This window comes from Rhizobium etli CFN 42, assembly GCF_000092045.1.
GTDB classification, from domain to species: Bacteria; Pseudomonadota; Alphaproteobacteria; order Rhizobiales; family Rhizobiaceae; genus Rhizobium; species Rhizobium etli.
Genome location: NC_007761.1, coordinates 3,776,675 through 3,801,248, shown reverse-complemented (window position 1 = coordinate 3,801,248; position 24,574 = coordinate 3,776,675). Strand labels below are relative to the sequence as shown.

Here is a 24,574-nt window from a genome sequence, read left to right as displayed (position 1 = left end):
TTAGGTCACATGCCTTTCGAGACGAGGCTTGAATAGAGGGCAGCGTAGCGTTCGGCGCTCTTCTCCCAGGAGACATCCGATTTCATGCCTTGCTTTTGCAGTTGGGTCCAGAGTTTTCGGTCCGCGTAAAAATGCATCGCACGGCGGATTGCCTGTAGCATGCCCGTTTCGGTCACGGGCGAGAATTGTATGCCGGTTGCCACTTTCGCCGCAAGTGCGGCGTGATTGGCGTCGATCACGGTGTCGTTCAATCCGCCGGTGCGGGCGACGATCGGCACGCAGCCATAACGCAGGGCGTAAAGCTGGGTCAGGCCGCAGGGCTCGAAGCGCGAGGGGATGATGATCGCGTCGCAGCCGGCCTGCATCAGATGCGACATCGGCTCGTTATAGCCGATCGAAACGCCGATGCGGCCAGGATTCCGGCTGGCCGATGCCAGCAGCGCGCCTTCCAGCGCAGCCTCACCTGAACCGAGCACGACGAGCTTGCCGCCCATGGCGACGATCCGGTCGGCAACGTTGGCGACGATATCCATGCCCTTCTGCCAGGTAAGACGGCTGATGACGCAGAAAATCGGAGCATCGTCATTGTCGAGATGGAAGAACTCGGCGATCGAGCGGCGGTTTTCCTCGCGGTTCTTCAGCGTCGTCGGTCCGTAATGGGTGTGGACAACGGGATCGGTTGCCGGATTCCAGACATCGGTGTCGATGCCGTTGACGATGCCATGCAGATCATCGATGCGGGTGGCGATGACGCCTTCGAGGCCCATGCCGAATTCCGGCGTCAGGATCTCATCGGCATAGGTCGGGCTGACCGTCGTGATCGCATGTGCGGTTTGCAGGCCGCCCTTGAGAAAGCCGGTCGTGCCGTAATATTCGACGCCGTCGATGGCGAAGGCATGATCGGGCAGGCGCAGGCCGGGAAAAATCTCGGAACCGAACTGGCCCTGGAAAGCAATGTTGTGAATGGTCAGCACGCTCGGCAGTTCCGGCGTTGGATAATAGCGCATGTAGACGGACGTCAGCGCCGCCTGCCAGTCGTGGGTGTGGACCAGATCCGGCCGCCAGCCGGGCAGCAGACCGGCGCCGATCTCGGAAGCGGCAAGCGACAGGGCGGCGAAACGGCGCCAATTGTCGGGATAATCCTTGCCAAGCGGATCAAGATAGGGACCGCCCGGCCGGTCGTAATAAGCGGGCGCGTCGAGGACGAGCAGATCGAGGCCCTCGTGGTCAACCTCGAGCACGGTCGCTCGCTCACCGAGCAGGTCCGGGAATTCGAGCCTAACGACAGGGTCGCGAATGACCTTCATAACGGCGGGGTAGCCGGGCAGGAGGGTCTTGGTCTCGACCCCGAAGGCTTTCAGAGCAATGGGCAGGGCGCCGGACACATCGGCCAGGCCCCCTGTCTTGATCAGAGGGAAGACTTCGGACGAAACCGAAAGAACTTTCATAAGTCAGATATCCAGCTTGTCGATCATCGGCTGCGTGATCAGGCAGATGCCGCTTTCCGTCCGCCGGAAGCGCTTGGCGTCGAGATCGGGATCCTCGCCGACGACAAGACCCTCCGGAATGACGACGCCATGGTCGATCACCACGTTCTTGAGCTGGGCGCGCCGTCCGATCTTCACGTTCGGCAGGATGACCGCTCCCTCTAGCTTGGAAAAGGAATTGGCCCTGACGCCGGTGAAAAGCAGGCTCTTGTTGAGGCTGGCGCCTGAGATGATGCAGTCGCCCGAGACGACGGAGGACGTCGCCGATCCGCGGCGGTCGTCATCGTCATGGACGAATTTCGCCGGCGGGGTGATTTCGGCATACGTCCAGATCGGCCACGACTTGTCGTAGATATCGAGCTCCGGGACAATGGCTGTCAGATCGATATTGGCTTGCCAGTACGCGTCGATCGTGCCGACGTCGCGCCAGTAGGGCTCGTGCTCGAAATCGGAACGGACGCAGGATTTGGCGAAGCGGTGGGCGACCGCCTTTCCGTTTTTGACGATATAGGGGATGATATCCTTGCCGAAATCGCGGCTCGAGGTCGGGTCGGCGGCGTCGCGGCGCAGCGCATCGAGCAGGAACTTGGTGTGGAAGACGTAGATGCCCATCGAGGCGAGCGCGAAATCCGGCTTGTCGGGAATTCCGGGCGGGTCGGCCGGCTTTTCGATGAAAGCGAAGATCTCATCTTTTTCGTTGACATGCATGACGCCGAAGCCGGTCGCTTCCATGCGCGGCACTTCCAGGCAGCCAATCGTCACGTCCGCACCGGAATCGACATGCTGCTGGAGCATGTATTCATAGTCCATCTTGTAGACGTGGTCGCCGGCGAGAATGACCATGTATTCGACGCCGTAATCCTCGATAATATCGATGTTCTGATAAACGGCGTCGGCGGTGCCTTCATACCACTGCGTTTCGGAAACGCGCTGTGAGGCCGGCAGGATGTCGAAGCTTTCGTTTCGTTCCGGGCGGAAGAAGTTCCAGCCGCGCTGCATGTGGCGGATCAGCGAATGCGCTTTGTACTGCGTCGCGACGCCGATGCGGCGAATGCCCGAATTCAGCGCGTTCGACAGCGCGAAATCGATGATGCGGGCCTTGCCGCCGAAATAGACGGCGGGCTTGGCACGCCGGTCGGTGAGTTCCTTGAGGCGGCTCCCCCTGCCGCCGGCCAGAACATAGGCCATTGCATCACGGGCAAGTGGCTGAATACGCTTCTCTACCATTTTCTCCTCCCACCAGTCTTAATTTTCAGGTTCAAGCATGATTGTCGCCAGGGGCGGCAGCGTGATCGAGCAGGTGATGTCGCCGCCGGCATCGACGGCCTGCACGCGCCCGCCATTGCCCTTGCCGCTGCCGCCGTAAATGTCGGCATCGGTGTTCAGGATCTCCCGCCAGCGGCCTGCTGACGGCAGGCGGATCGTGTAGTTCTCGCGGTAGACGGGGGTGAAATTGGTGATGACGGCGACCGGCTTCTGGCCCGGCGCCTTGCGCAGCCAGGCAAAGACGGAATTCTGGTGGTCGTCGGCAACCAGCCATTCAAAACCCTCGCCCTCGCAGTCACGCTCATGCAGCGCCGGCTTGCTGCGATAGGTGAAGTTGAGGTCGCGCACCAGGCGCCGCATGCCCTCGTGCATGCGGTATTGCAACAGGTTCCAGTCGAGCGACTTCGCCTCGCTCCACTCGCTCCACTGGGCGAATTCCTGCCCCATGAACAACAACTTCTTACCGGGATAGCCCCACATATAAGCGTAGTAGGCGCGCAGATTGGCGAACTTCTGCCAGTCGTCGCCCGGCATCTTGGCGATCAGCGAGCCCTTTCCGTGAACGACCTCGTCGTGCGACAGCGGCAGGACGAAATTTTCTGAATAGGCGTAGAGGAGGCCGAAGGTGAGTTCATTATGGTGGTGCTTGCGGTGCACCGGGTCGCGCTTCATGTAGCTCAGCGTGTCATGCATGAAGCCCATGTTCCATTTGAAGCCGAAGCCGAGGCCGCCTTCATGCACAGGTTGCGAGACTTTCGGCCAGGAGGTCGATTCCTCGGCGATGGTCATGACGTTGGAATGCTGGCCATAGATGCGGATGTTGAGGTCCTGCAGAAAGCGGACAGCTTCGAGGTTCTCGTTGCCGCCATATTCGTTCGGGATCCATTCGCCATGCTTGCGGGAATAATCGAGATAGAGCATCGAGGCGACGGCATCGACGCGCAGGCCGTCAAGATGGAACTTCTCGGCCCAATAGAGGGCGTTGTTGACCAGATAGGAAACCACCTCGGTGCGGCCGAAGTTATAGATCGCCGTGTTCCAGTCGGGATGGAAGCCCTTGCGCGGGTCTTCGTGCTCGTAGAGCGCGGTGCCATCAAACCAGCCGAGGCCGTGTTCGTCGGTCGGGAAATGTGCCGGTACCCAGTCGAGAATGACGCCGATACCGACCTTGTGACAGCCGTTGACGAAACGGGCGAAGCCTTCCGGCTCGCCGAAGCGGGCGGTCGGCGCGTAAAGACCTGTCGTCTGGTAGCCCCAAGAGGGGTCGTAGGGATGCTCTGTAATCGGCAGGAATTCGATATGGGTGAAACCCATGTCGACGCAATAGGGGATGAGACTGGAGGCGAGCTCGTCCCAGGACAGCATGGTGCCGTCCTGCCGGCGCTGCCAGGAGCCGGCATGCACTTCATAGATCGAGATCGGCTGACGGCGCTTGTCGGTTTCGCGCCAGTGCTTCAGATGGGCCTCATCCTCCCAGACCTGCTCCAGCTCGGCAGCGGCGATCGAGGCGGTCTTCGGTCTGAGCTCGCTGCGGCGGGCGAAGGGATCAGCCTTCAGCGGCAGCAACACGCCGTCGTGGCCGCGGATCTCGAATTTGTAGGCGACGCCGAGCGGCACATCGGGAGCGAAAATTTCCCAGATGCCGCTGTCGGCGCGGAAGCGCATGACATGGCGGCGGCCGTCCCAGCCGTTGAAATCGCCGACCACGGAGACGCGCTGGGCGTTCGGCGCCCAGACCGCGAAGTGGATGCCCTGGGCGCCTTCGTGCTTGATGAGATGAGCACCCATCTTATCGAACAAGCGCAGATGCGAACCTTCGCGGGCGAAATAATCGTCCATCGGCCCGAGCACCGGCCCGAAGCTGTAGGGATCGGTGACCGCCCATTCGGCGTCGCCGCGCCGGGCGCGGTAGCGCACCGGCTGCAGTTTGGCGAGCGAAACCGGCCCGGCGAAGACGCCATCGGCATGGAGTTGCTTCAGTTCGCCGATAAAACCGCCATCGAGCGTCATGGCGGTCACTTCCTCCGCACCCGGGATGAAGCACCGGGCAACGAAAGCGTCGCCGCCTTGGTGCACCCCTAGGACGGCAAAGGGATTGGAATGCGAGCCGGCAAGGATCGCCGTGATTTCATCTGCCGAAATTTCCCAGGAAAGTGTTACTTCAGGGAGGGTTTTCGGCGTTTTCATCCGGCTCTCCAAATTTCGTCGGCATATTGCCTGATCGTGCGATCGGAGGAGAACCAGCCCATCCGTGCCGTATTGTTGATCGTCTTGGTGTACCAGTCGGACTGGTTGGTCCAGATCTGATCGACGTCGCGCTGGGCCTGGGCGTAAGCGTCGAAATCGGCAGCGACCATGAACCAGTCATGCGAATAGATGCCATCGATCAGCGCCGTGTAACGATTGCGGTCGTCAGGCGAGAAGACGCCGGAACCGATGGCTGAAAGCGCCTGGGAGAGTTCGCGGGATCCTTCGATGATGGCGCGGGGATTGTGGCCATCGCTGCGGACCTTGGCGACCTCATCGGCCCTGAGGCCGAAGATGACGATGTTATCTTCGCCGACATTGTCGCGCATTTCGACATTGGCGCCGTCGAGCGTGCCGATCGTCAGCGCTCCATTGAGACCGAACTTCATGTTGCCGGTGCCTGAGGCTTCCATGCCGGCGGTCGATATCTGCTCGGAAAGGTCGGCGGCGGGAACCATGACCTCGGCGAGCGAGACATTGTAGTTGGGCACGAAGACGACCTTCAGCAGCCCGCGCACCGCCGGATCGTTGTTGATCGTGCGGGCGACGTCGTTGATCAGCTTGATGATCAGCTTGGCATTGTAATAGCTCGGCGCCGCCTTGCCGGCGAAGAGTTTCACGCGCGGCACCCAGTCCAGCTCCGGATGCGAGCGGATCTGGTCGTAGAGGGCAACGGCTTCGATGATGTTCAGAAGCTGGCGCTTGTATTCATGGATGCGCTTGATTTGGATGTCGAACATCGCCGACGGGTCGAGCTTCACGCCCATGCGGCTGGCGACGAGATTGGAAAGGGCCACCTTGTTGGCCCGCTTCACTGCGGCGAACCTCTGCTGGAAGCTCGGATCGGAAGCATGCGCCTCGAGCGGGCGCAGCTTCTCGGTATCATCAAGGAACGCATCGCCGATCGCCTCGCGGATCAGACCGGTAAGCCCGGGATTGCACTGCTGCAGCCAGCGGCGCGGCGTGATGCCGTTGGTTTTGTTGTTGATGCGGTCGGGATAGAGCTTGTGCAGGTCGGCGAAGACCGTGACCTTCATCAGGTCGGTGTGCAGTGCCGAGACGCCGTTGATCGAGTGCGAGCCGATGAAGGCGAGATTGCCCATGCGCACGCGGCGTTCGCCGCTTTCCTCGATCAGCGAAATCGAGCGGATTTCGCTGTCGGAGAAATTCTTGCCTTTGCGGGCTTCGAGCAGGATCTTGGCATTGATCGCGTAGACGATCTGCATGTGGCGCGGCAGCAGGCGCTCGAACAGCGGAACGGGCCAACTTTCCAACGCTTCGGGCAGAAGCGTGTGGTTGGTGTAGGAAAAGGTGCGGCGGGTGATATCCCAGGCCTGATCGAAATCCATGCCGTGCACGTCGCAGAGCAGACGCACGAGCTCAGCGACCGAGACGGCCGGATGGGTGTCGTTCAGCTGGATGGCCACCTTGTCAGGCAGCGAGGTAAAGTCGTCATATTGTTGCAGGTGGCGGCGCAGAATGTCCTGCAGCGAGGCCGACGAGAAGAAGAATTCCTGGCGCAGCCGCAATTCCTGACCGGCAGGCGTAGCGTCGGCCGGATAGAGGACGCGGGTCAGGCTTTCAGCCTTGTTGCTTTCGCGCAGCGCGCCGATGTGGTCGCCGGCGTTGAAGGCATCGAGCAGGATCGGGTCGATCGGCTGCGCCGACCAGAGGCGCAGCGTATTGACGCGTTTTCCCCGCCAGCCGACGACCGGCGTGTCGAAGGCGGCGGCGATGACGCGCTCGGCCGGCTTCCAGACATAGCGCGGCTGGTCGTCATGGGTGGTGATGAATTCGACGGCGCCGCCGAAACCGATCTCATAGGCGCTCTCGCGGCGCTCGAATTCCCAGGGATTGCCGTGGGCGAGCCAGTTTTCCGGCAGTTCCACCTGCCAGCCGTCGGCCATCTGCTGGCGGAAGAGGCCATGGACGTAGCGGATGCCGTAGCCGTAGGCCGGAACATTGACCGTCGCCATGCTTTCCATGAAACAGGCGGCCAGACGGCCGAGGCCGCCATTGCCGAGGGCGGCGTCCGGCTCCAGGCCGGCGATGACGTTGACGTCGACACCGAGGGAGCTAAGCGCATCGCGCACCTCTTCCATCAGGCCCAGGTTAGAGACGGCGTCGCGCATCAGGCGGCCGATCAGGAACTCGAGAGAAAGATAATAGACGCGCTTGGCGCCGGTCGCATAGACCTCACGCGTGGAGGCCATCCACTTGTCGATGATGCGGTCGCGCACCACCAGGATCGTCGCCGTCAGCCAGTCATGCGGCTTTGCCACCTTGGCATCCTTGCCGATGCGGTAGGTCAGGCGTTCGATGATTTCTTCAGCGAGAATTTCCGGCCTTGAGCTGCGGGGAGCGGGAGAGGGGATAACCGGCTTGGAAACGGTATTCATGGTCAGATCTCGCCAATTTTAATTTTGGATCAGGGTGTTATGCCTGATTTAATCGATTTGTCGCCTGCGCTTGCGACAGTTTATGCATCGTTAGGAAGCACTTGCAACAAGGGATTTGGACAAACGAAAAATTTGCGAGACCTTCATATTCCCATCGCCAGGGGGATTGATTTCAATCACCTTTCCCGATCCGTTGGCCGGCAGCAATAACGAAAAGCCGCGCTGGTTTGTTCCAACGCGGCTTTATCTTCGGCTTTCGCAGGCAGGCGCCGTCAGTTCGTCAGACGTGTCAGCTGAGCGGAGGCCTTCGCACCGATCGCCTGAAAGGCGGCGAGGAGGTCTTCCATTTTTTCAGCCTGGAAATAATGGGAGTCGTCGGAGGCGCAATAATGCAGCAGCGCCTGCCCGCCTGCGGGTGCCATAAAGGCAATCGTATAGATTTCGATGCCCTTCGATTTCGCGTCGTCGCATGTCTTCTTTGTTGCAGTGTCGTAGGACCGGCCGCCGCTGGGATCATTGTTGTTGTCGCCGTCCGTCATGAAGACGATGTACTTCTTGGGCACTTGCCCGGTTTTCTGCTGATGGGCGGAGTTTTCGACGTCATTCCCGGCAGCGTTCTTAGCGGTCAATGACGTGTAAGCCGTGTTCATTGCGCCGCTTGAATTCGTGCCGCCATTGGCCTGAAGTGCGTTTACATAGCTGCTGACGCCGGTAATTCCCCAAGCGAGACTGCTCGGAGCATACTGGTTGATATCATAGGACACGGCGCCAGTGCGTACATATTGCGCATTGGGATCGGCGCTGTTCAACTGACTGAAGAGATTGCCGGCGGCCATCTTCAGCGCCTCAATCTTGGTATAATAATTGGTGCGGCTGCCGGTGCATTTGTCATAAACCCACTTATTGTTTTTGGTGTTGTAGTGGAGGTTGCAGTCGTAGGTGTACGATTCGGTGGGACTCTCCTCGTTGACGGTCGCCGTGTCTTCTCCCATCGATCCCGATTTATCGAGCGCGAGGAACATGGAGATCGAGCCTTGGGTCTGCGAGTGGCCGCCGATCGTCGTGCCGGATGTCGAAAGGTGCTGCGTGGTGAAGCCGACCGCCTGCATCAGCGGATTGACCGTTAGGACATAGGCCGGCGAAACCGTTACTTGGTAGGATGTCGATTTGCCCGATGTCGTTGTTTGGACATTGACGCTGGTCGTGCTCTTGATGTCGGTGCCGCTCTGCAGATAATTCGCCATCTGCCCCGCGACGAAATTGCGGGCAAAGGCTTCGGCCTCGGTGGTTTGGATCGTGCCATTCGCCAGTGCGGTGGCGGTCGCAAGCGCCGCCGAATCGGCTGCTTCCTGCAATTGCTGTTTCGAGAGCAGCATATCACCGACCTGGATCGCCATACCGGCAGCGCCGAGAAGAACCGGCGCCAAGATCGCCGTCATGATACCGAAGTTACCGCCTCGATCGCTGAACATACGACGCAGGCAGGGACGCAAAAAGGAGGTGCTCATCATGTTCACCCAACTGGAAACCCTGTGAGGTGATTTACGCACGCTGCCTCTTTACGCAGTCCTTACGGCATCAATAGAATTTTAACGAATCGGCTAATTTTTCCAGTTTTGGGATTATTTCAGCGGGATGACATCGACCGCCTGAACGGCGCGCTGGCCGCCATAGCTTTTCAATACGCCGATAACGGGGACGACATCGGAATAGTCCCGGCCATAGGCGACGACAATGTGGTCCATGCCGGCGGGGATGTCATTGGTCGGGTCGAGCTCGATCCAGCCGATCGTCTCGCCGCACCAGACCCGCACCCAGGCATGCATGGCGTCTGCCCCTTCCAGTCGTTCCTTGCCGGGGGGCGGGATGGTGCGCAGGAAACCGGAGACGTAACCGGCCGGAATGCCGAGGCTTCTCAGCGCCAGGATCATGATGTGGGTGAAATCCTGGCAGACGCCGCGTTTCAGCCTGAACGCCTCGAGCGGGGTCGTGTCCACTGTCGTCGCGTCGGAATCGTAGGTGAAATCCTTATGGATGCGGGCGCAGAGCGCATGGGCGATCTGCATGGCTGTCAGCTGGGGCGTGACGCAGCCTCGTGCATAATCGCCAATCTCGCGCGCCTGCGTCAGACGCGGGCTGTCGCCGAGGAAGTGATGCGGTGAATCCGGCGCCAGTGACCAGACGCCTGATATTTCCTCCGGCAGGTCGGCAAGCAGCGGCGAGAAATCGGCGGCAATCGGCTGGCTTTCGACCTGCACACGGGCCTGCATGCGAATGTCGAGCATCTCGTGCGGCGTTCGCAGCATGAAGGAGGTGGCGGGATGTTGAAAGAAATCGACGAAATGCGACTGCTCGTCCGGCGTCGGCGAGACGGTGATCGAGCCGGCGACCAGACGTTGCCGGTTGCTCAGCGACAGCGGCATCAGTCGCATGACGTGGCGAGAGCCGGAGGCCGGCACGTCGTAGCTGTAACTCATGCGGAGCGAGAGATCGTAAAGCACCGCCGTCACCCGAGATAGGTCTGGGCGAGCAGATCGGAGAGCTGCTCCAATTCGCGTTCGAGCCGCTGGTAGACCTCGACGCCCATGCCCTCCGGCGTCATCACCGCCAGACCGGAATGAAGCCGCATCGCCTCGCGGTAGAAGGGTGACATCTGGCCATTGATCAGGGCATTCGGCAGTTGCTCGACCTCGTGGTGGATCTCGTTCACCTGGAAGAGGACCGAACGCGGGTTGAGAGGGTCGAGCGCCAAGAGGTCAGTGACGGTCAGGCGTGCGGTGTTGACGTTATAGCGGCGGCGGTGGGTCATGACGCTGTCGCCGATCTCGAGCAGCATGTCGAGCGCGCCGTCGGGCGCTTCCGGGCCGGACATGTGGCCGAGCAGGCGGGTCATGTGCAGGCCGCGCTCGATATAGCGGCCGAGCGAGAGGAAACGCCAGCCCATGAAGCGGTACATGTTCTCGTGCACGAGGCCGGCAAAGCCGGCAAGCTTGCGCAGAAGAATGGTCATCGCATGGCTGGCGTCATCACCGGCAGTGACGGTGGCGTGAAAGCGACGGGCGGTCTTGGCGAGATCGTTAAGGGCGAGCCAACCATCCGGCGAGAAGCGGTCGCGGATATTGCTCGCCGAATAGACGGCGCTGTCGATGTTGCGCAGGAGCCTTTCGGGCACGGGCTCGGCGGTATCGATATCGACGGCCGCGAGATAGGAGGAGACGTCGGCGAGCAGCGGCTGGCTCGGATCGGCGGCTTCGGCAAAACGCGCATGCCAGGCGCGCAGGATGCGTAGCGCCCCTTCTGCGCGTTCGATGTAGCGGCCGAGCCAGAACAGGTTGTCGGCCGCCCGGCTCGGCAGGCTGCCAGGCATGTTGCGGGTGAAGCTGCCTTCGGCCGGCAGCAGCGTGTGGCGCTCGACCGGCTTGTCGCTGACGATCCAGACGTCGGCAGCTGCTCCGCCAGACTGCATGGCTATCGCCGAGACGTCGGCGCCGGAGCCGATGCGGGCAAAACCGCCGGGCATGATCTGCCAGCCGTCTGCCGTACGGGCAGCGAAAACGCGCAGCGACATCGGCCGCGGCACGAGTTTGCCGTTCACCCAGGCGGGCGTCGTCGATAGCGTGACGACTTCCTGGCCGACCAGTTTCGGACCGTCCGAATTCAGCCAATCGGCAATTGAGTCCTTGGCGGTCGCCCGCAGCGACGAGCCGAGGACGGATTCGCCGTTGTCATCGAAGAAGGGGGCACGGGAGTAGGCCGGGCCGATCACCATTTTCTCGATATTCTTGGCGACCTGCTCGCGCTCTTCTTTCTGGCCGCACCACCAGGTGGCGATCGAGGGCAGTTTCAGATCCTGGCCAAGCAGATGCCGGCAGATGGTCGGCATGAAGGCCAGGAGCGCCCGGGTCTCGAGAATGCCGGTGCCGAGCGCGTTGACGATGGTGACGCTTTCGGCGCGCAGCGCCTCCACCAGACCGGGCGTGCCGATATGCGAATTCTGGTTCAGCTCCAGCGGGTCGGCAAAGGCCGAATCGAGGCGGCGCCAGAGCACGCCGATCGGCTTCAGGCCGGCGACGGTGCGCACCATGACGCGGCCCTTGACGACGGCGAGATCCTCGCCCTCGAGCAGCATGAAGCCGAGATAGCGCGCGATGTAGGCGTGTTCGTAATAGGTCTCGTTGGCAGGGCCTGGCGTCAGGACGGCGATGCGGTCGTCGCCCGAATGTTTCATGTCCTGCAGCGCATCGCGGAAGGCGCCGAAGAAGGAGGCGAGGCGGTGGACGGGCGTTTCGGCGTAGATATCCGAGAAAGCCCGGGTCGTCGCGACGCGGTTTTCAAGCGCGAAGCCGGCGCCGGAGGGAGCCTGGGTGCGGTCTGCCAGCACCCACCAATTGCCGTCAGGTCCGCGGCCGATCTCGAAGGCGCAGAAGTGCAGATAATGGCCGGATGCCGGCCGGATGCCGGACAGCGGGCGCTGAAATTCGGGATTGGCGGCTATCAGCGCCGGCGGCAGGAATCCTTCCTCCACCAGCCGGTTCTCGCCGTAGATATCGGCAATGATCGCCTCCAGGAGGTCGGCGCGCTGGACGAGGCCCGCCGACAGCGCCTGCCATTCGCGCTCGTCGATCAGCACCGGGATATGCGAGATCGGCCAGGCGCGTTCGCCGGTGCCCTTGCTGCCATAGGCACGATAGAAGACGCCGGCGTCTCTGAGATAGCGATCGGCGCGGGCAAAGCGCTCCGCGAGATCCTTTTCCGGCATTGCGCCGAGATGCGAGAGGAAACGCTGCCAGACGGGGCGGACCACGCCTTTGTTGTCGACCATCTCGTCGGCGGTGCCGGGAAGCGGCGCATAATCGAAGGCCGCATCCTTGCCGATGCGATCGCCAGCCTCTTCCCTGCGCTCCACTGCCGGTCTCTTACCCATCAAACCCCAACTTCAACGCTCGGCCTCTACCCCCGGGCCTCAAATGCCGGCGGGCCGCCTCAGATCCAGCGTCAGCGGGAATTCCGGCGAACCCGTCTCGGCGCGCGGGATAAAACCGCCCGCCGTATGCCCCCACGGCTCGAAGCGGGCGAGCCGCCTTGCTTCCGCCTCGTTGCCGTTGACCGGGAAGGTGTCATAGGTCCGGCCGCCCGGATGGGCAACATGATAGATGCATCCGCCAATCGAACGTTTCGACCATGTATCATAAATGTCAAAAGTCAAAGGTGTGTTGATCGGCAGCACCGGATGCAGGCCGGAGGCCGGCTGCCACGCCTTGTATCGGACGCCGGCGACCGATACGCCTGACGTGCCGGTCGGCGTCAGCGGCAGGACGCGGCCGTTGCAGGTGACGGTGTAGCGCGCGGTATTGCTGGTTTCGAAGCGTACCTGCAGGCGTTCGACGGACGAGTCCACATAACGCACCGTGCCGCCGATCGCGCCTTGCTCACCCATGACATGCCAGGGTTCCAGCGCCTGGCGCAGCTCCAGCTTCGATCCTTCATATTCGACCTCGCCGCAGAAGGGGAAGCGGAATTCGAGCTGAGCCTTGAACCATTCAGGGCTGAGATCGAAGCCGTTTTGACGCAAGTCCGCCAACACATCGAGGAAGTCGGCCCAGACATAATGCGGCAGCATGAAGCGGTCGTGCAGCGAGGTTCCCCAGCGCACGAACTTGCCGTCGGCCGGATTCATCCAGAAGCGGGCGATCAGCGCACGCACCAGCAGCTGCTGGGCCAGCGACATGCGGGCATTCGGCGGCATCTCGAAGCCCCGGAATTCCACGAGACCGAGGCGACCCGTCGGGCCATCGGGCGAGAAGAGTTTGTCGATGCAGATTTCGGCGCGGTGGGTATTGCCGGTCACGTCGATCAGCAGGTTGCGGAACAGGCGATCTACGAGCCAGGGCAGCGGCGGTTGGCCGCGGCCGGGCGCGGGGATCTGCGCCAGTGCGATTTCCAGCTCGTAGAGGCTGTCGTGACGGGCTTCATCGATGCGCGGCGCCTGGCTGGTCGGGCCGATGAACAGGCCGGAGAAGAGGTAGGACAGTGAAGGATGGCGCTGCCAGTGCAGCACGAGGCTCTTCAGCAGATCCGGACGGCGCAGGAAAGGGCTGTTGTTCGGGTTGCTGCCGCCGACGACCACATGGTTGCCGCCGCCGGTGCCGGTATGGCGGCCGTCGATCATGAACTTGTCGGCGCCGAGACGGCTCTGGCGGGCCTCCTCGTAGATGGCAGTGGTGATGTCGACCGTCTCTTTCCATGTCGAGGACGGATGAATGTTGACCTCGATGACGCCGGGATCCGGGGCGACGCGGATGACGTTGATGCGTTCGTCCTGCGGCGGCGGATAACCTTCGATGTGAACGGCGAGGCCGAGGGCGGCGGCCGCTCGTTCGGTCGAGGCGATGAGATCGAGATAATCTTCGAGCGTTTCCGTCGGCGGCATGAAGACGCAGAGGCGGCCGTCGCGCGGCTCGACGGAAAGCGCAGTGCGGACGTGGCCGCCGATCTCGTTCAACGATTGGGATGCCGCCGGCTGCTGGCCGGTGAAGGGCTGGAAGTGCGCGGCCTGCAGCGGACGCCCGCTATCCTCGCCGAAATCCGGCAGTTCGGAGCGCTGCACAAAGGGATCGAGCGGGTTGATATAGGGATATTGCGACGGCGGGATATAGGCGAGCGAATTGAGCGGCAGACGATAGCCGACCGGACTGTCGCCCGGCACGAGGAAGATGCGGCCGCGCCGCGTCGACCATTTCTCGCTCGTCCAGGTACGGCCACTGGCGCGCGCATTCCAGGCCTGAACAGGCAGGACATAACCGGTCGGGCGGGTCAGTCCGCGATCGAAGACACGGGCGATACGGCTGCGCTCCTCGGCGTCCTTGAGCTTGGAATTCGCCGGATCGACATTCTCCGGCAGGTTCGCTTCCTTTGTGAGCCATTCGGCGGGATCCTCGAAGGCCGGCGCGACGTATTCCGGGGAAACGTCCAGCTCGCCGGCAATCGCCGTCAGCAGCCGGCCGGCGTCATCCTCCATGACCTCATAATTGCGGCCCTCGGTGGCGATAAGATTGTCATCGGACCAGATCGGCAGGCCGTCCTTGCGCCAGTAGAGCGAGAAGGTCCAGCGCGGCAGGCTTTCGCCCGGATACCATTTGCCCTGGCCGTAATGCAGGAAGCCGTTCGGGGCGAAGCGGGTGCGAAGCCGCCGGATGAGCGCGTCCGCCTTTTCGCGCTTGGTCGGGCCGACGGCCTCGGTATTCCATTCGGCCGATTGGAAATCGTCGATCGAGACGAAGGTCGGCTCGCCGCCCATGGTGAGGCGCACATCCTCGGCTTCGAGGATGCGATCGACCTTCTCGCCGAGTTCGTTGAGTTCGTTCCAGCTGTCATCGGAGAAGGGCTTGGTGATGCGCGGATGCTCGGCAACGCGCGAGACCTTCATATCGAAGGCGAATTCGGTTTCGGCCTCGCCGAAATAGCCGCCGGAAATCGGAGCGGCGTTGCGATAATGCGGCGTTGCTGCAAGCGGGATATGGCTTTCGCCGGTCAGGAGGCCGGAGGTCGGATCGAGGCCGACCCAGCCGGCACCGGGCAGATAGACCTCGGCCCAGGCATGCAGGTCGGTGAAATCAACTTCAGTGCCGGAGGGGCCGTCAAGCGCCTTCAGATCAGGCGTCAGCTGGATGAGGTAGCCAGAGACGAAGCGGGCGGCGAGGCCGAGATGGCGCAGGATCTGGACGAGCAGCCAGCTGGTGTCGCGGCAGGAGCCCTTGGCGATTTCCAGGGTCTCTTCCGGCGTCTGCACGCCGGCTTCCATACGGATGACATAGCCGATCTGCCGCTGCAGGCGGGCGTTCAGACCGACGATCATATCGATCGTCGGCTGGCCCGGCGACCAATCGAGCGTCGGCAGCAGCGCCTTGAGGCGCGGGCCGGCCGGTTCCGGCGTCATGTAGATCGACAGATCCTCGCGGATGGTTTCAGGATAGTCGAACGGCCACTTGGTCGCCTCCTCCTCGACGAAGAAGTCGAAGGGATTATAGACCGTCATGTCGGCGACGAGGTCGACCTCGATCTTGAACTCCGTTACCGGGTCGGGGAAGACATAGCGGGCGAGGTAGTTGCCGTAAGGGTCCTGCTGCAGGTTGACGAAGTGGTTGGAGGGCGTGACCTTCAGCGAGTGACTGAGCACCCTTGTCTTCGAATGCGAGGCCGGTTTCAACCGGATGATCTGTGGGCCGAGCCGGACCGGTTTGTCATAGATATAATGCGTCAGGTGATAGATGCTGGCTTTGATCGACATATTTCTCTTTTTATCCGGCGCGCATCGTTGTGCGGTTTGCTGTTCCCGAAGCCAGTGTGTGCAATGCAGCGAAAGAAAGCAAGGGCGGAACGCCGAAGACCCGGCGGCTTTTACGCCGCCTTGGTGAAGGTGACCGCCGCCTTCAGGCCCTTGCCGCCCGCGCCCGGCTCCAGCGTCAGGGCGGCGTTGAAAAGATTGGCGATTTCTTCGACGATCGGCAGGCCGAGGCCGGCGCCGGGCGCGCCGGAATCGTTGCCGCGCGAAAAGCGCCTGCGGACCGCCTCCAGTTTCTCGCGCGGAATGCCGGGACCATTGTCCTCGACTTCGAGACGAACCGCGTCGGCGGCTGCGATGATGCGGACGGTGACCTCAGCCCCCTTGCCGGCATAGGCGATGGCGTTGCCGGCGAGGTTGCGCAGCATCTCGCCGATCAGCAGCGGCTCGGCGCGGATCATGGCCGGACCTTCGCCCTCGAAGCCGAGATCGATGCCGGCGACGGCGGCCGCCGGGATCTGCTCGCCGGTGATTTCCTGAGCGATTGCCGCAAGGTCGATGGCGGAGGCGGTCAGCGCCTCCTTGGCCGTGGCGGCATCGATCTTCGCCATCAGCAGAAGCTGGGCGAGGATGCGTTCGGCATGTGCCACGGCCTGATCGCCCTTCATCGCCGCCGCCTGAGCTTCACCAAGCGTGCCGGCGCGGGCGGAAAGGGCAAGCTGGGTGCGGATGATTGCCAGCGGCGTGCGCAGCTGATGGCTGGCATTGCCGGTGAAATGGCGCAGCGCATCGAGGGCCGACTCCAGGCGAACCATGAAAGAGTTCACCGTGCCGACCAGCGGCTCGACCTCGCTCGGCACGGTTTGTTCGATCGGATGCAGATCGTCAGGACTGCGCTCGCCGATGGCGTCGCCGAGCTTGTAGAGTGGGCGGAGCGCCACTGTGACCGATATCCAGACGATGACCGCCGCGCCCAAGATCATAAAGGCGAGACGCAGCGCCGAGCGTACGAGAATCGCCTGCGTCAATTGCCGGCGGGCGATGGTGGTTTCCGCCACCGTCACGACGAAGGGCACGGAGCGGATGCCCGTCGAGGCCGAGCGCTCAAGGGTGGCGATGCGGATCGGCTCGCCGCGGAAGCTGTCGTCGGCAAAGGCTGCGGCATTGCCGGGCGTCTTCTTCAGGACCGGCAGGGACTGATAGCCGGTGATGAATTGACCCGGAGGGCCGTCAACGCGGTAGAAGACCCGGTCTTGCGCCGCCGAGGTCAGCATTTCAAGGGCGACATAAGGAATGTCGACCTGCAATGTCCCATCTTCGGCGACGACGACGCGTTCGGCAATTGCCAGAGCGGAGCCGGCGAGCACGCGGTCGGAGACGATATTCGAGGTCTGGACTGCCTCGCGATAGGTATCGCCGAGCGCCAGCGTGCCGATGACGGCGGTCGAGATGAACAGCCAGAAGAGCAGCCGGCGCCTGAGGGAGTAGGCGGCTTTCATGAGGCCTCGGGCAACTTGTCAAGATAGTAGCCGATGCCGCGGGCAGTCTTGACCGTCAGGCCGTGCGGCGAGAGGCGCTTTCTCAGCCGGCTGACATATTGCTCGATCGCGTTTGCGGAAATATCATCGTCGAAGGCCGTCAGCGACTGGATGATCGCCTCCTTGGCCACGACCTTGCCGGCTCGCATGAAGAGGATTTCGAGCAAGCCGAGTTCGCGGGCGGGAATATCAAGCGGCGTGTCGCCTGATGAAAAGGTGCGGGAGTTGAGGTCGAAGGAAATGCCGCCGAATCCGACGGTCGCCGAACGCAGCCCGGCCTGGCGGCGCAGCAGCACGCGTACGCGGGCCTCGAACTCGGCAATATCGAAGGGTTTGATCAGATAATCGTCAGCGCCGAGATCGAGACCCTTCACCCGTTCTTCGGGGGTGCCGCGCGCCGTCAGGATCAGGACGGCTGCCTGGTTCTGCCGGGCGCGCATGGCGCGCAGCACGTCGAGCCAGTCCATTTCGGGCAGGTTGAGGTCGAGAATGACAAGATCGAAATTTTCCGCCGCGATAACCGCATTGGCGGATGCGCCGTCATGGACAACGTCGACGGCATGCCCCGTGCCGCGCAGGATTGCCGACAGACCATCGGCCAGCGCGATATTGTCTTCTGTGAGCAGGATGCGCACGGATGTTCCCTCTGTTTTCAAAGGAGATTACAGAGGTGGCGGAGCGATGTCATAGCGATTTTCAAAATTCGGTGAATGGCTGGGGACGAGACTTCAGCTCGCGGTCCTCTCGATCCGCTCACGTTCCGTCATCGCGGCGGCGAGCAGCTTCCGGAAGCGCGGATCGTCGCGGATGTTGTCGAGGTCGGAATCATTGTTGAACCATTTGATATGGTAGACCGAGCTGTGCGGCAGCAGCTTCTCCAAGAGGTCGATCGCCTGATCGACGTCGCCGAGCACGGAATAGACGCAGGCGAGATTATACTGGGCGACAATATCGTCGGGATCGATGGCGATTGCGCGGGCGGCCCAGTCGCGTGCGCGCGCCGCATCGCCGAGATGGGCAAGTGCCAGCGCACCGCGATGGGCCGGGCCGGAATTTTCCGGATTGAGGTTCAGGGCGCGTTCGGCGCGCAGCAGACCGAGGCGCGCCCAGTTTTCCGTATCCACCGGACGGCCGAGCGAGCTGTAGGCGGCCATCAGATGGATCGGCGAAACGTAGTCGTCAGGGCGGATTTCGGCGGCGCGGGTGAAATATTGAACGGATTCGGCAAAGTTGCCGCGCATGAAGAAGAACCGGGCGTAATGGAAATTCGCCTCGAACAGGTTCGGGTCAAGGGTCAGGGCGCGCTCGAAAGCCGCCGCCGCCCGGTCATCGTAGCCGCTTTGATGCAGAGCCAAGCCGTGCGAGGCATGGGCTTCGGGAAGATCGGGATCCAGCGCGAGCGCGCGGGTGCTCATGTCGAGGATACGCCTCAGCGGCACGTCGTCGGGCGCCCAGTCGCGGATCGCAGCGTCGCAATCGGCGATGCCGGCATAGGCGCGGGCATAATCGGGATCCAGCTCGACCGCTTTGCAGAACATGCGCCTGGCGAGCTGCAGGTATGACTTCGTCCAGGTGTGTGAGAGCTGGCGGCCCCTGAGATAATAAGTATAGGCTTCGACATTGGCAGTCGGTTCGTTGGCAATCGCCTTCTTTTCCTCCGGCAGCAGCCGCACCTTCAACTGGCCGACGATCGCATGGGTAATCTCGTCCTGGATGGCGAAGATGTCGGTGAGGTCGCGGTCGTAACGCTCGGCCCAGAGATGATCGCCGTTAGCGGTGTCGATAAGCTGGCCGGAGATGCGCACGCGCTTGTCGAAGATGCGCACGCTGCCTTCGAGCACATAGCGTACGCCGAGTTCCTGGGCGAGCCGCTTCAACTTCACCGACATGCCCTTGTAGGTAAAGATCGTATTGCGCGGCACGACGTGCAGGCTGGAGATCTTCGAGAGATCGGTGATGATGTCTTCGGTGATGCCGTCGGAGAAATAGTCCTGGTCGGCGTCGCCGCTCATATTGGTGAAAGGCAGCACCGCGATGAAGCAGGTATTGCGGTTCTGCGCGACCAGCCTGGCGGAGGACGGCGGCGCCAAGGTGACGGTGTAGACCTGAACCGGCTGCCTGATGTTCTTCAGCATATGCTCGCCGATGAACTCGAAGCCGAGATTGAGGCGAGACCCGACCTGATCGCGCACCGAGGCGGAAACTGCGATGCCGCCCGGCGCGGCGATACGCTCGAGTCTGGCGGCAAGATTGACGCCGTCGCCGAAGATATCGCCATTTTCGACGACGACGTCGCCGAGATTGATGCCCATGCGGAATTCGACGCGCTCATCCTTTGGAACGTTCTCGTTGCGGGCCGACATGCTGCGCTGGATTTCGGCGGCGCAGGCGACCGCATTCACCACGCTCTGGAATTCGGCAAGAATGCCGTCGCCGGTGAGTTTGACGATCCGGCCCTTGTAATCCGAGATACGAATATCGACCAGCTCGCAGCGATGGCGGTTCAGCGCCTGCAGCGTGCCTGATTCATCGAGGCCCATCAGTCGGCTGTAGCCGACGACATCCGCAGCGAGAATAGCGCTCAGTCGTCGTTCCATGACCCCTCCCATGGATCTTCCAGAAACAACCTAGCTTTTTTAGAGTTTTTGTCGCACAGGGTCGTCGGCCGAATAGAAATTCGGTCGGTTCCGACATTGTGATGCGGCAGCGCGAACATATAACGTCACCAATCTTCATCAATACTCTAAACGGGCGAAGGATGACGCTCATCGCTAATCCTTTGTGGTGAAATGCCGGATTTCTGACCAGCAAAGTCCGATTGTTCTGCTTCGTTCGATGCTCCCTTGCTCCAGCCGGCATGGTCAGGCATTGTCGGGGCATGAGGAGAATTTTCATCTTGCTGCTGGCGTTGTCGCCGGGCTTTGCGCAGGCCGACCCAGTCTTTTATCCCGCGAAATCGGGCAAGACCGATGCGCCGGTGCTGACGGTCTATTCCTCCCTCGACGAGCCGTTGGCGCAGCCGATGATCCGGGGTTTCCAGGAGGCCAATCCCGACGTCGCGGTCAAATACGAGGACATGCTGACGGGCGAGATCTACGACCGGATCGTCAGGGAGACGGACGCCGGCAAGAAGACGGCGGATTTTGCCTTTTCGTCGGCGATGGATCTGCAGGTGAAGCTTTCCAACGACGGCTATGCGCAGGTGAGCAACCTGCCGATGAGCGCAGCCTGGCCGAAATGGGCGAACTGGCGCAATACTGCCTATGCACTGACCTTCGAGCCGGCGGTGTTCGTCTATCACAAGCCGAGCTTCGCGCATGAGCCAGTGCCGAGCTCGCGAGCGGAGTTCGTGGATTATCTGAAGCGCAAGGGCAACGCGGTCCATGGCCGGATCAGCACCTACGATATTGAGCGGTCCGGCGTCGGCTTTCTCTTCATGGCGCGCGATCAGGAGCAGTTCGGCGACATCTGGTCGGTGATCGGCGCGATGGGCGCGGCCGGCGTCAAACTTTACTCGACGAGCTCGGCGATTCTCGAACGCGTCGCCGACGGGCGCTTCGTGCTCGGCTATAATATTCTCGGTTCCTACGCCGCCGATTGGGCGTCGCGGCACCCCGATGTCGGAATCGTGCTGCCGAAGGACTATACGGTGGTGATGTCGCGGATCGGGCTGGTGCCGCAGGCGGCCGCCGAGCCGGAGCTTGGGCGCCGCTACCTTGCCTTTTTCATGTCGAAGGAAGGGCAGACGATCATGGCGCGCGAACTGCAGATCCCGGCTGTCAGTCCTGAAGTGGCGGGCGAGAATACGGCCAATACGCTGCAGGAACTGCTCGGCGCCCAACTTCGGCCGGTGCCCGTTAGTCCCGGGTTGATGGTCTATCTCGACCAGGTAAAGCGTGCGGGGCTGATCGCGCACTGGAACGAGGTTCTGCGGGCGCAGTGAAGAAGGCCAGCTTTCGGCCGGTTCATGACCTCAATATCCGTCATACCTCTGCGGGCTGCTGGCCCAATTACGGCAAAAAAGCGGCTTCTCCTCCTGGATATCTTGCCGATGTCAGCTAGATGACAGCTTGTTGTGGTGGCTTTTGGCTACTTCTTCTCCGTGGAGGCGGGGAACTGAAGTCTTGGGAGGTCTTCCGCTCGTCATTGGACAACTGTGTCCGCCGGCCGGCTATCCCTCCCGATTCACTGGAGAATAATAGGCGGTGCGCTCGACCGCCCACGGAGGACACATCGTGAAGCATACGTTCATCGCAACCATTCTCGCAGCCGCCATCGCGCTGCCGGCCCATGCGGCCGATTACACCATCATCGCGCCGGCCGCGCCTGGCGGCGGCTGGGACCAGACGGCCCGTTCGCTGCAGGCTGCGCTGCAGCAGGAGAAGATCGCCGGCAACGTACAGGTCCAGAACGTTCCCGGCGCCGGCGGCACCATCGGCCTTGCGCAGTTTGCCAGCCAGGCTGCCGGCAATCCGAATTCGCTCATTGTTGGCGGCTATGTCATGGTCGGCGCCATCCTCACCAACAAGTCGCCCGTGACGCTCAAGGACGTGACGCCGATCGCCCGCCTGACCGGCGAATATGAGGCCGTTGTCGTTCCCGCCTCGTCCGATATCAAGACCATGGCCGATCTGGTCGCTGCATTGAAGAAAGATCCGGGCTCCGTTTCCTGGGGTGGCGGCTCGGCCGGCGGCACAGACCACATCACCGCAGGCCTGATCGCCAAGGCTTCTGGCGTCGATCCGACGAAGATCAACTATGTCGCCTTCTCCGGCGGCGGTGAAGCGCTCGCAGCCATTCTCGGCAACCAGGTCACAGCCGGCGTTTCGAGCTACAGCGAGTTCGAATCGCAGGTGAAAGCAGGCATGCTGCGTCTTCTCGCCGTCTCCAGCGACAAGCGTATCGACGGCGTCGATGCGCCGACGCTGAAGGAAGCCGGCACCGATGTCAGCATCCAGAACTGGCGCATGGTCGCCGCAGCCCCCGGCCTGTCGGACGACGAGGTCGCTAAGATCACGGCCGATTTCGAGAAGCTGCACAGCTCTGCCACCTGGCAGGAAACGCTCAAGACCAAGGGGTGGGCCGACACCTATCTTTCCGGCGATGCCTTCAAAGCGCAGCTCGAAAAGGACGTCTCCGCCACTGAAGGCATTCTTAAAGAGATCGGACTTGTTCAATGAGCGAGGACAACACCTCCTCGGCAACCGAGCGCCGCCCTGATCGGGCGGCGTTCATCATTGCCGTTTTCCTCTTCGTCATCGCGGGTGTGATGGCCTGGGATGCAACGCATCTGAATACGATCGCACAGTATGCCCGCATCGGTCCGGCAACGGTTCCTGAGGTGGTGGCGTTCGGGCTTTTCTGTCTTGGCATCTGGACCGTTGCCGAAGCCTGGCGCGGCGAGTTTCCGGAACGAGACAAGCAAGAAGTGGCGCCCGTCATCTGGATCGTCGCCGGTCTTGTCTGCCAGATGCTGCTTCTGCGCGTTGCCGGCTTCTCGATTGCGACCGGTATACTGTTTGCGTTGACGGCACGCGGCTTCGGTAAACGCAGGCTCTGGATCTCGCTGCCGATCGGCATCGTTTTCAGCTTCGTCGTCTGGGCGATCTTCTCGCAGCTCCTACAGCTGACGCTGCCGGCCGGGCCGCTTGAACATCTGTTCTTCTGACCGCGCGGACGCGCTGTCAGCTCTTTTGATTTTTCGCGGCGACCGGTTGCGAAGGCACGGACGGAAGCGCCGCCTGGGACACCAAGATGAGCACATTCGAATTCCTATGGCAGGGTATCCTGGTTGCGATGCAGCCGATGAACCTGGTTTATGCGCTGGTCGGCGTGACACTCGGCACTGCCGTCGGCGTGTTGCCCGGCATCGGCCCGGCGCTCACCGTGGCGCTGCTGTTGCCGGCCACCTACAAGCTCGATCCGGGCGGCTCGCTGATCATGTTCGCCGGCATCTATTACGGCGGCATGTATGGCGGTTCGACCACGTCGATCCTGCTCAACACACCGGGTGAAAGCGCCTCGATCGTCACTGCACTCGAGGGCAACAAGATGGCGCGGGCCGGGCGCGGCGGACCGGCGCTGGCGACGGCAGCGATCGGCTCCTTCGTCGCCGGCCTCATCGCCACGCTCGGGCTCGCCTTCATCGCGCCCTATATCGTCAAGCTGGCGCTGGTCTTCGGGCCGCGCGAATATTTCGCGCTGATGGTGCTCGCCTTCGTTACCGTCTCCTCGGCCTTTGGGGATTCGGCGCTTCGAGGCCTGACCGCGCTGTTCATCGGTTTCGCACTTGCCATGGTCGGCATCGACCAGCAGACAGGGCAGGCCAGGCTTTCCTTCGGCATCCCCGACCTGCTCGACGGCGTCGAGGTGACGACGCTTGCCGTGGCGATGTTCGCGATCGGCGAAACGCTCTACATCGCAGCGCAGGGCAACCGGGTCGCGGAGCAGGTAGAGGCGGTCAAGGGTTCGCTTTGGATGAACGCACAGGACTGGTCGCGCTCCTGGAAGCCCTGGCTTCGCGGCACGCTGATCGGTTTCCCGATTGGCGCCATGCCGGCGGGCGGCGCTGAAATCGGCACGTTCCTGTCCTACTCGACCGAAAAGCGGCTAGCGAAGAACCCGGAGGAGTTTGGCCATGGCGCGATCGAAGGGGTGGCCGGTCCCGAGGCGGCGAACAATGCGTCCGCCGCCGGCACGCTGGTGCCGCTCCTGACTCTCGGCCTGCCCACGACGGCGACGGCGGCGATCATGCTCGCCGGCTTCCAGCAATACGGGTTGCAGCCCGGGCCGCTCCTATTTGCCACCAATCCGCAGCTCGTCTGGGGGCTGATCGCCAGCCTGCTCATCGCCAATGCGATGCTGCTCGTCCTGAACCTGCCGATGATCGGGCTCTGGGTGCGGCTGCTGACGATACCGAAGCCGTGGCTCTATGCCGGCATCCTGCTGTTTGCAACGCTCGGAACGATCGGCGCCAACCCTTCGGTGTTCGAGCTCGGCATGCTGCTCGCCTTCGGTCTACTCGGCTATGTGATGCGGCTCTTCGGCTATCCGATCGCGCCCGCCGTCGTCGGCCTCATCCTTGGGCCGCTGGCCGAGCAGCAGCTGCGCCGCGCGCTGGCAATCAGCCAGGGCGATGTGACGACGCTGGTAATGTCCCCGATCGCGGCAGGCCTGCTCATCGTTGCGGCGGCCGCTTTCCTGATCCCGCTGATCCTGCGCATCCGCGGTCGGGGCCAGGTTCTGTCGCAGCTGGCGGCAAACGAAGATTAAAAGAAAAAGACAAGGTTACCCCTGCCTGGAGGCGGCCATGGAAACATGCGCCGGCCTCTTCTTTTTGCATGGCTGCGGTGATTT

General features: G+C 62.2%; 15 protein-coding genes. 4 read left to right on the top strand and 11 right to left on the bottom strand.

The window, feature by feature from the left end:
• Positions 1-5: 5 nt before the first annotated feature.
• The 11 genes from glgA to RHE_RS18335 all read right to left on the bottom strand — a co-directional run bounded on the left by glgA (position 6) and on the right by RHE_RS18335 (position 19,815).
• A complete protein-coding gene (gene glgA, locus RHE_RS18385; protein WP_042119019.1) occupies positions 6-1,448 on the bottom strand; it encodes a glycogen synthase GlgA in 1,443 nt (480 codons plus the stop codon).
• 3 nt (positions 1,449-1,451) lie between these two features.
• Positions 1,452-2,714: a glucose-1-phosphate adenylyltransferase gene (gene glgC, locus RHE_RS18380; RefSeq protein ID WP_011426810.1), complete on the bottom strand. Its 1,263-nt coding sequence runs from the start codon at positions 2,712-2,714 to the stop codon at positions 1,452-1,454.
• 18 nt (positions 2,715-2,732) lie between these two features.
• Positions 2,733-4,940 carry a 1,4-alpha-glucan branching protein GlgB gene (gene glgB / locus RHE_RS18375; protein ID WP_011426809.1) on the bottom strand — a complete coding sequence of 736 codons (2,208 nt, stop codon included), beginning with the start codon at positions 4,938-4,940 and terminating at the stop codon, positions 2,733-2,735.
• Positions 4,937-7,399, bottom strand: a complete 2,463-nt coding sequence (locus tag RHE_RS18370; protein WP_011426808.1) for a glycogen/starch/alpha-glucan phosphorylase — start codon at positions 7,397-7,399, stop codon at positions 4,937-4,939. Before RHE_RS18370 ends, glgB begins: the two co-directional genes overlap by 4 nt.
• Positions 7,400-7,671: 272 nt before the next feature.
• Positions 7,672-8,907, bottom strand: coding sequence for a TadE/TadG family type IV pilus assembly protein (locus RHE_RS18365; RefSeq protein ID WP_011426807.1), 1,236 nt, complete (start codon positions 8,905-8,907; stop codon positions 7,672-7,674).
• A gap of 114 nt (positions 8,908-9,021) precedes the next feature.
• Positions 9,022-9,909 carry a transglutaminase family protein gene (locus RHE_RS18360; RefSeq protein WP_042119017.1) on the bottom strand — a complete coding sequence of 296 codons (888 nt, stop codon included), beginning with the start codon at positions 9,907-9,909 and terminating at the stop codon, positions 9,022-9,024.
• Positions 9,906-12,323 (bottom strand): circularly permuted type 2 ATP-grasp protein, encoded by a 2,418-nt coding sequence (locus RHE_RS18355; protein WP_011426805.1) that lies wholly within the window; start codon positions 12,321-12,323, stop codon positions 9,906-9,908. The genes RHE_RS18360 and RHE_RS18355 overlap by 4 nt, the downstream gene beginning before the upstream one ends.
• A 39-nt stretch (positions 12,324-12,362) precedes the next feature.
• On the bottom strand, positions 12,363-15,686 hold the full coding sequence (locus tag RHE_RS18350; protein WP_011426804.1) for a transglutaminase family protein: 3,324 nt from the start codon (positions 15,684-15,686) through the stop codon (positions 12,363-12,365).
• Between the two features lie 110 nt (positions 15,687-15,796).
• Positions 15,797-17,179 (bottom strand): sensor histidine kinase, encoded by a 1,383-nt coding sequence (locus tag RHE_RS18345; RefSeq protein ID WP_011426803.1) that lies wholly within the window; start codon positions 17,177-17,179, stop codon positions 15,797-15,799.
• Positions 17,176-17,853 carry a response regulator gene (locus RHE_RS18340; protein WP_011426802.1) on the bottom strand — a complete coding sequence of 226 codons (678 nt, stop codon included), beginning with the start codon at positions 17,851-17,853 and terminating at the stop codon, positions 17,176-17,178. The genes RHE_RS18345 and RHE_RS18340 overlap by 4 nt, the downstream gene beginning before the upstream one ends.
• A gap of 93 nt (positions 17,854-17,946) precedes the next feature.
• Positions 17,947-19,815 carry an adenylate/guanylate cyclase domain-containing protein gene (locus RHE_RS18335; RefSeq protein WP_011426801.1) on the bottom strand — a complete coding sequence of 623 codons (1,869 nt, stop codon included), beginning with the start codon at positions 19,813-19,815 and terminating at the stop codon, positions 17,947-17,949.
• Positions 19,816-20,114: 299 nt separating this feature from the next.
• Here RHE_RS18335 and RHE_RS18330 point away from each other — a divergent pair, with 299 nt between their 5' ends.
• From RHE_RS18330 to RHE_RS18315, 4 genes are all read left to right on the top strand, one after another.
• Positions 20,115-21,161 (top strand): ABC transporter substrate-binding protein, encoded by a 1,047-nt coding sequence (locus RHE_RS18330; protein WP_042119015.1) that lies wholly within the window; start codon positions 20,115-20,117, stop codon positions 21,159-21,161.
• Between the two features lie 292 nt (positions 21,162-21,453).
• A complete protein-coding gene (locus tag RHE_RS18325) occupies positions 21,454-22,398 on the top strand; it encodes a Bug family tripartite tricarboxylate transporter substrate binding protein (protein WP_042119013.1) in 945 nt (314 codons plus the stop codon).
• Positions 22,395-22,886, top strand: a complete 492-nt coding sequence (locus tag RHE_RS18320) for a tripartite tricarboxylate transporter TctB family protein (RefSeq protein WP_011426798.1) — start codon at positions 22,395-22,397, stop codon at positions 22,884-22,886. Before RHE_RS18325 ends, RHE_RS18320 begins: the two co-directional genes overlap by 4 nt.
• A gap of 86 nt (positions 22,887-22,972) precedes the next feature.
• Entirely contained in the window at positions 22,973-24,490 is a 1,518-nt protein-coding gene (locus tag RHE_RS18315) for a tripartite tricarboxylate transporter permease (RefSeq protein ID WP_011426797.1), read from the top strand.
• Positions 24,491-24,574 lie beyond the last annotated feature (84 nt).

Coding starts and splice junctions, on each gene's coding strand:
- RHE_RS18345 (WP_011426803.1), bottom strand. CDS start 17,179: ATGAAAGCCGCCTACTCCCTCAGGCGCCGGCTGCTCTTCTGGCTGTTC.
- RHE_RS18315 (WP_011426797.1), top strand. CDS start 22,973: ATGAGCACATTCGAATTCCTATGGCAGGGTATCCTGGTTGCGATGCAG.
- glgB (WP_011426809.1), bottom strand. CDS start 4,940: ATGAAAACGCCGAAAACCCTCCCTGAAGTAACACTTTCCTGGGAAATT.
- glgC (WP_011426810.1), bottom strand. CDS start 2,714: ATGGTAGAGAAGCGTATTCAGCCACTTGCCCGTGATGCAATGGCCTAT.
- RHE_RS18370 (WP_011426808.1), bottom strand. CDS start 7,399: ATGAATACCGTTTCCAAGCCGGTTATCCCCTCTCCCGCTCCCCGCAGC.
- RHE_RS18335 (WP_011426801.1), bottom strand. CDS start 19,815: ATGGAACGACGACTGAGCGCTATTCTCGCTGCGGATGTCGTCGGCTAC.
- RHE_RS18320 (WP_011426798.1), top strand. CDS start 22,395: ATGAGCGAGGACAACACCTCCTCGGCAACCGAGCGCCGCCCTGATCGG.
- RHE_RS18350 (WP_011426804.1), bottom strand. CDS start 15,686: ATGTCGATCAAAGCCAGCATCTATCACCTGACGCATTATATCTATGAC.
- glgA (WP_042119019.1), bottom strand. CDS start 1,448: ATGAAAGTTCTTTCGGTTTCGTCCGAAGTCTTCCCTCTGATCAAGACA.
- RHE_RS18365 (WP_011426807.1), bottom strand. CDS start 8,907: ATGAGCACCTCCTTTTTGCGTCCCTGCCTGCGTCGTATGTTCAGCGAT.
- RHE_RS18355 (WP_011426805.1), bottom strand. CDS start 12,323: ATGGGTAAGAGACCGGCAGTGGAGCGCAGGGAAGAGGCTGGCGATCGC.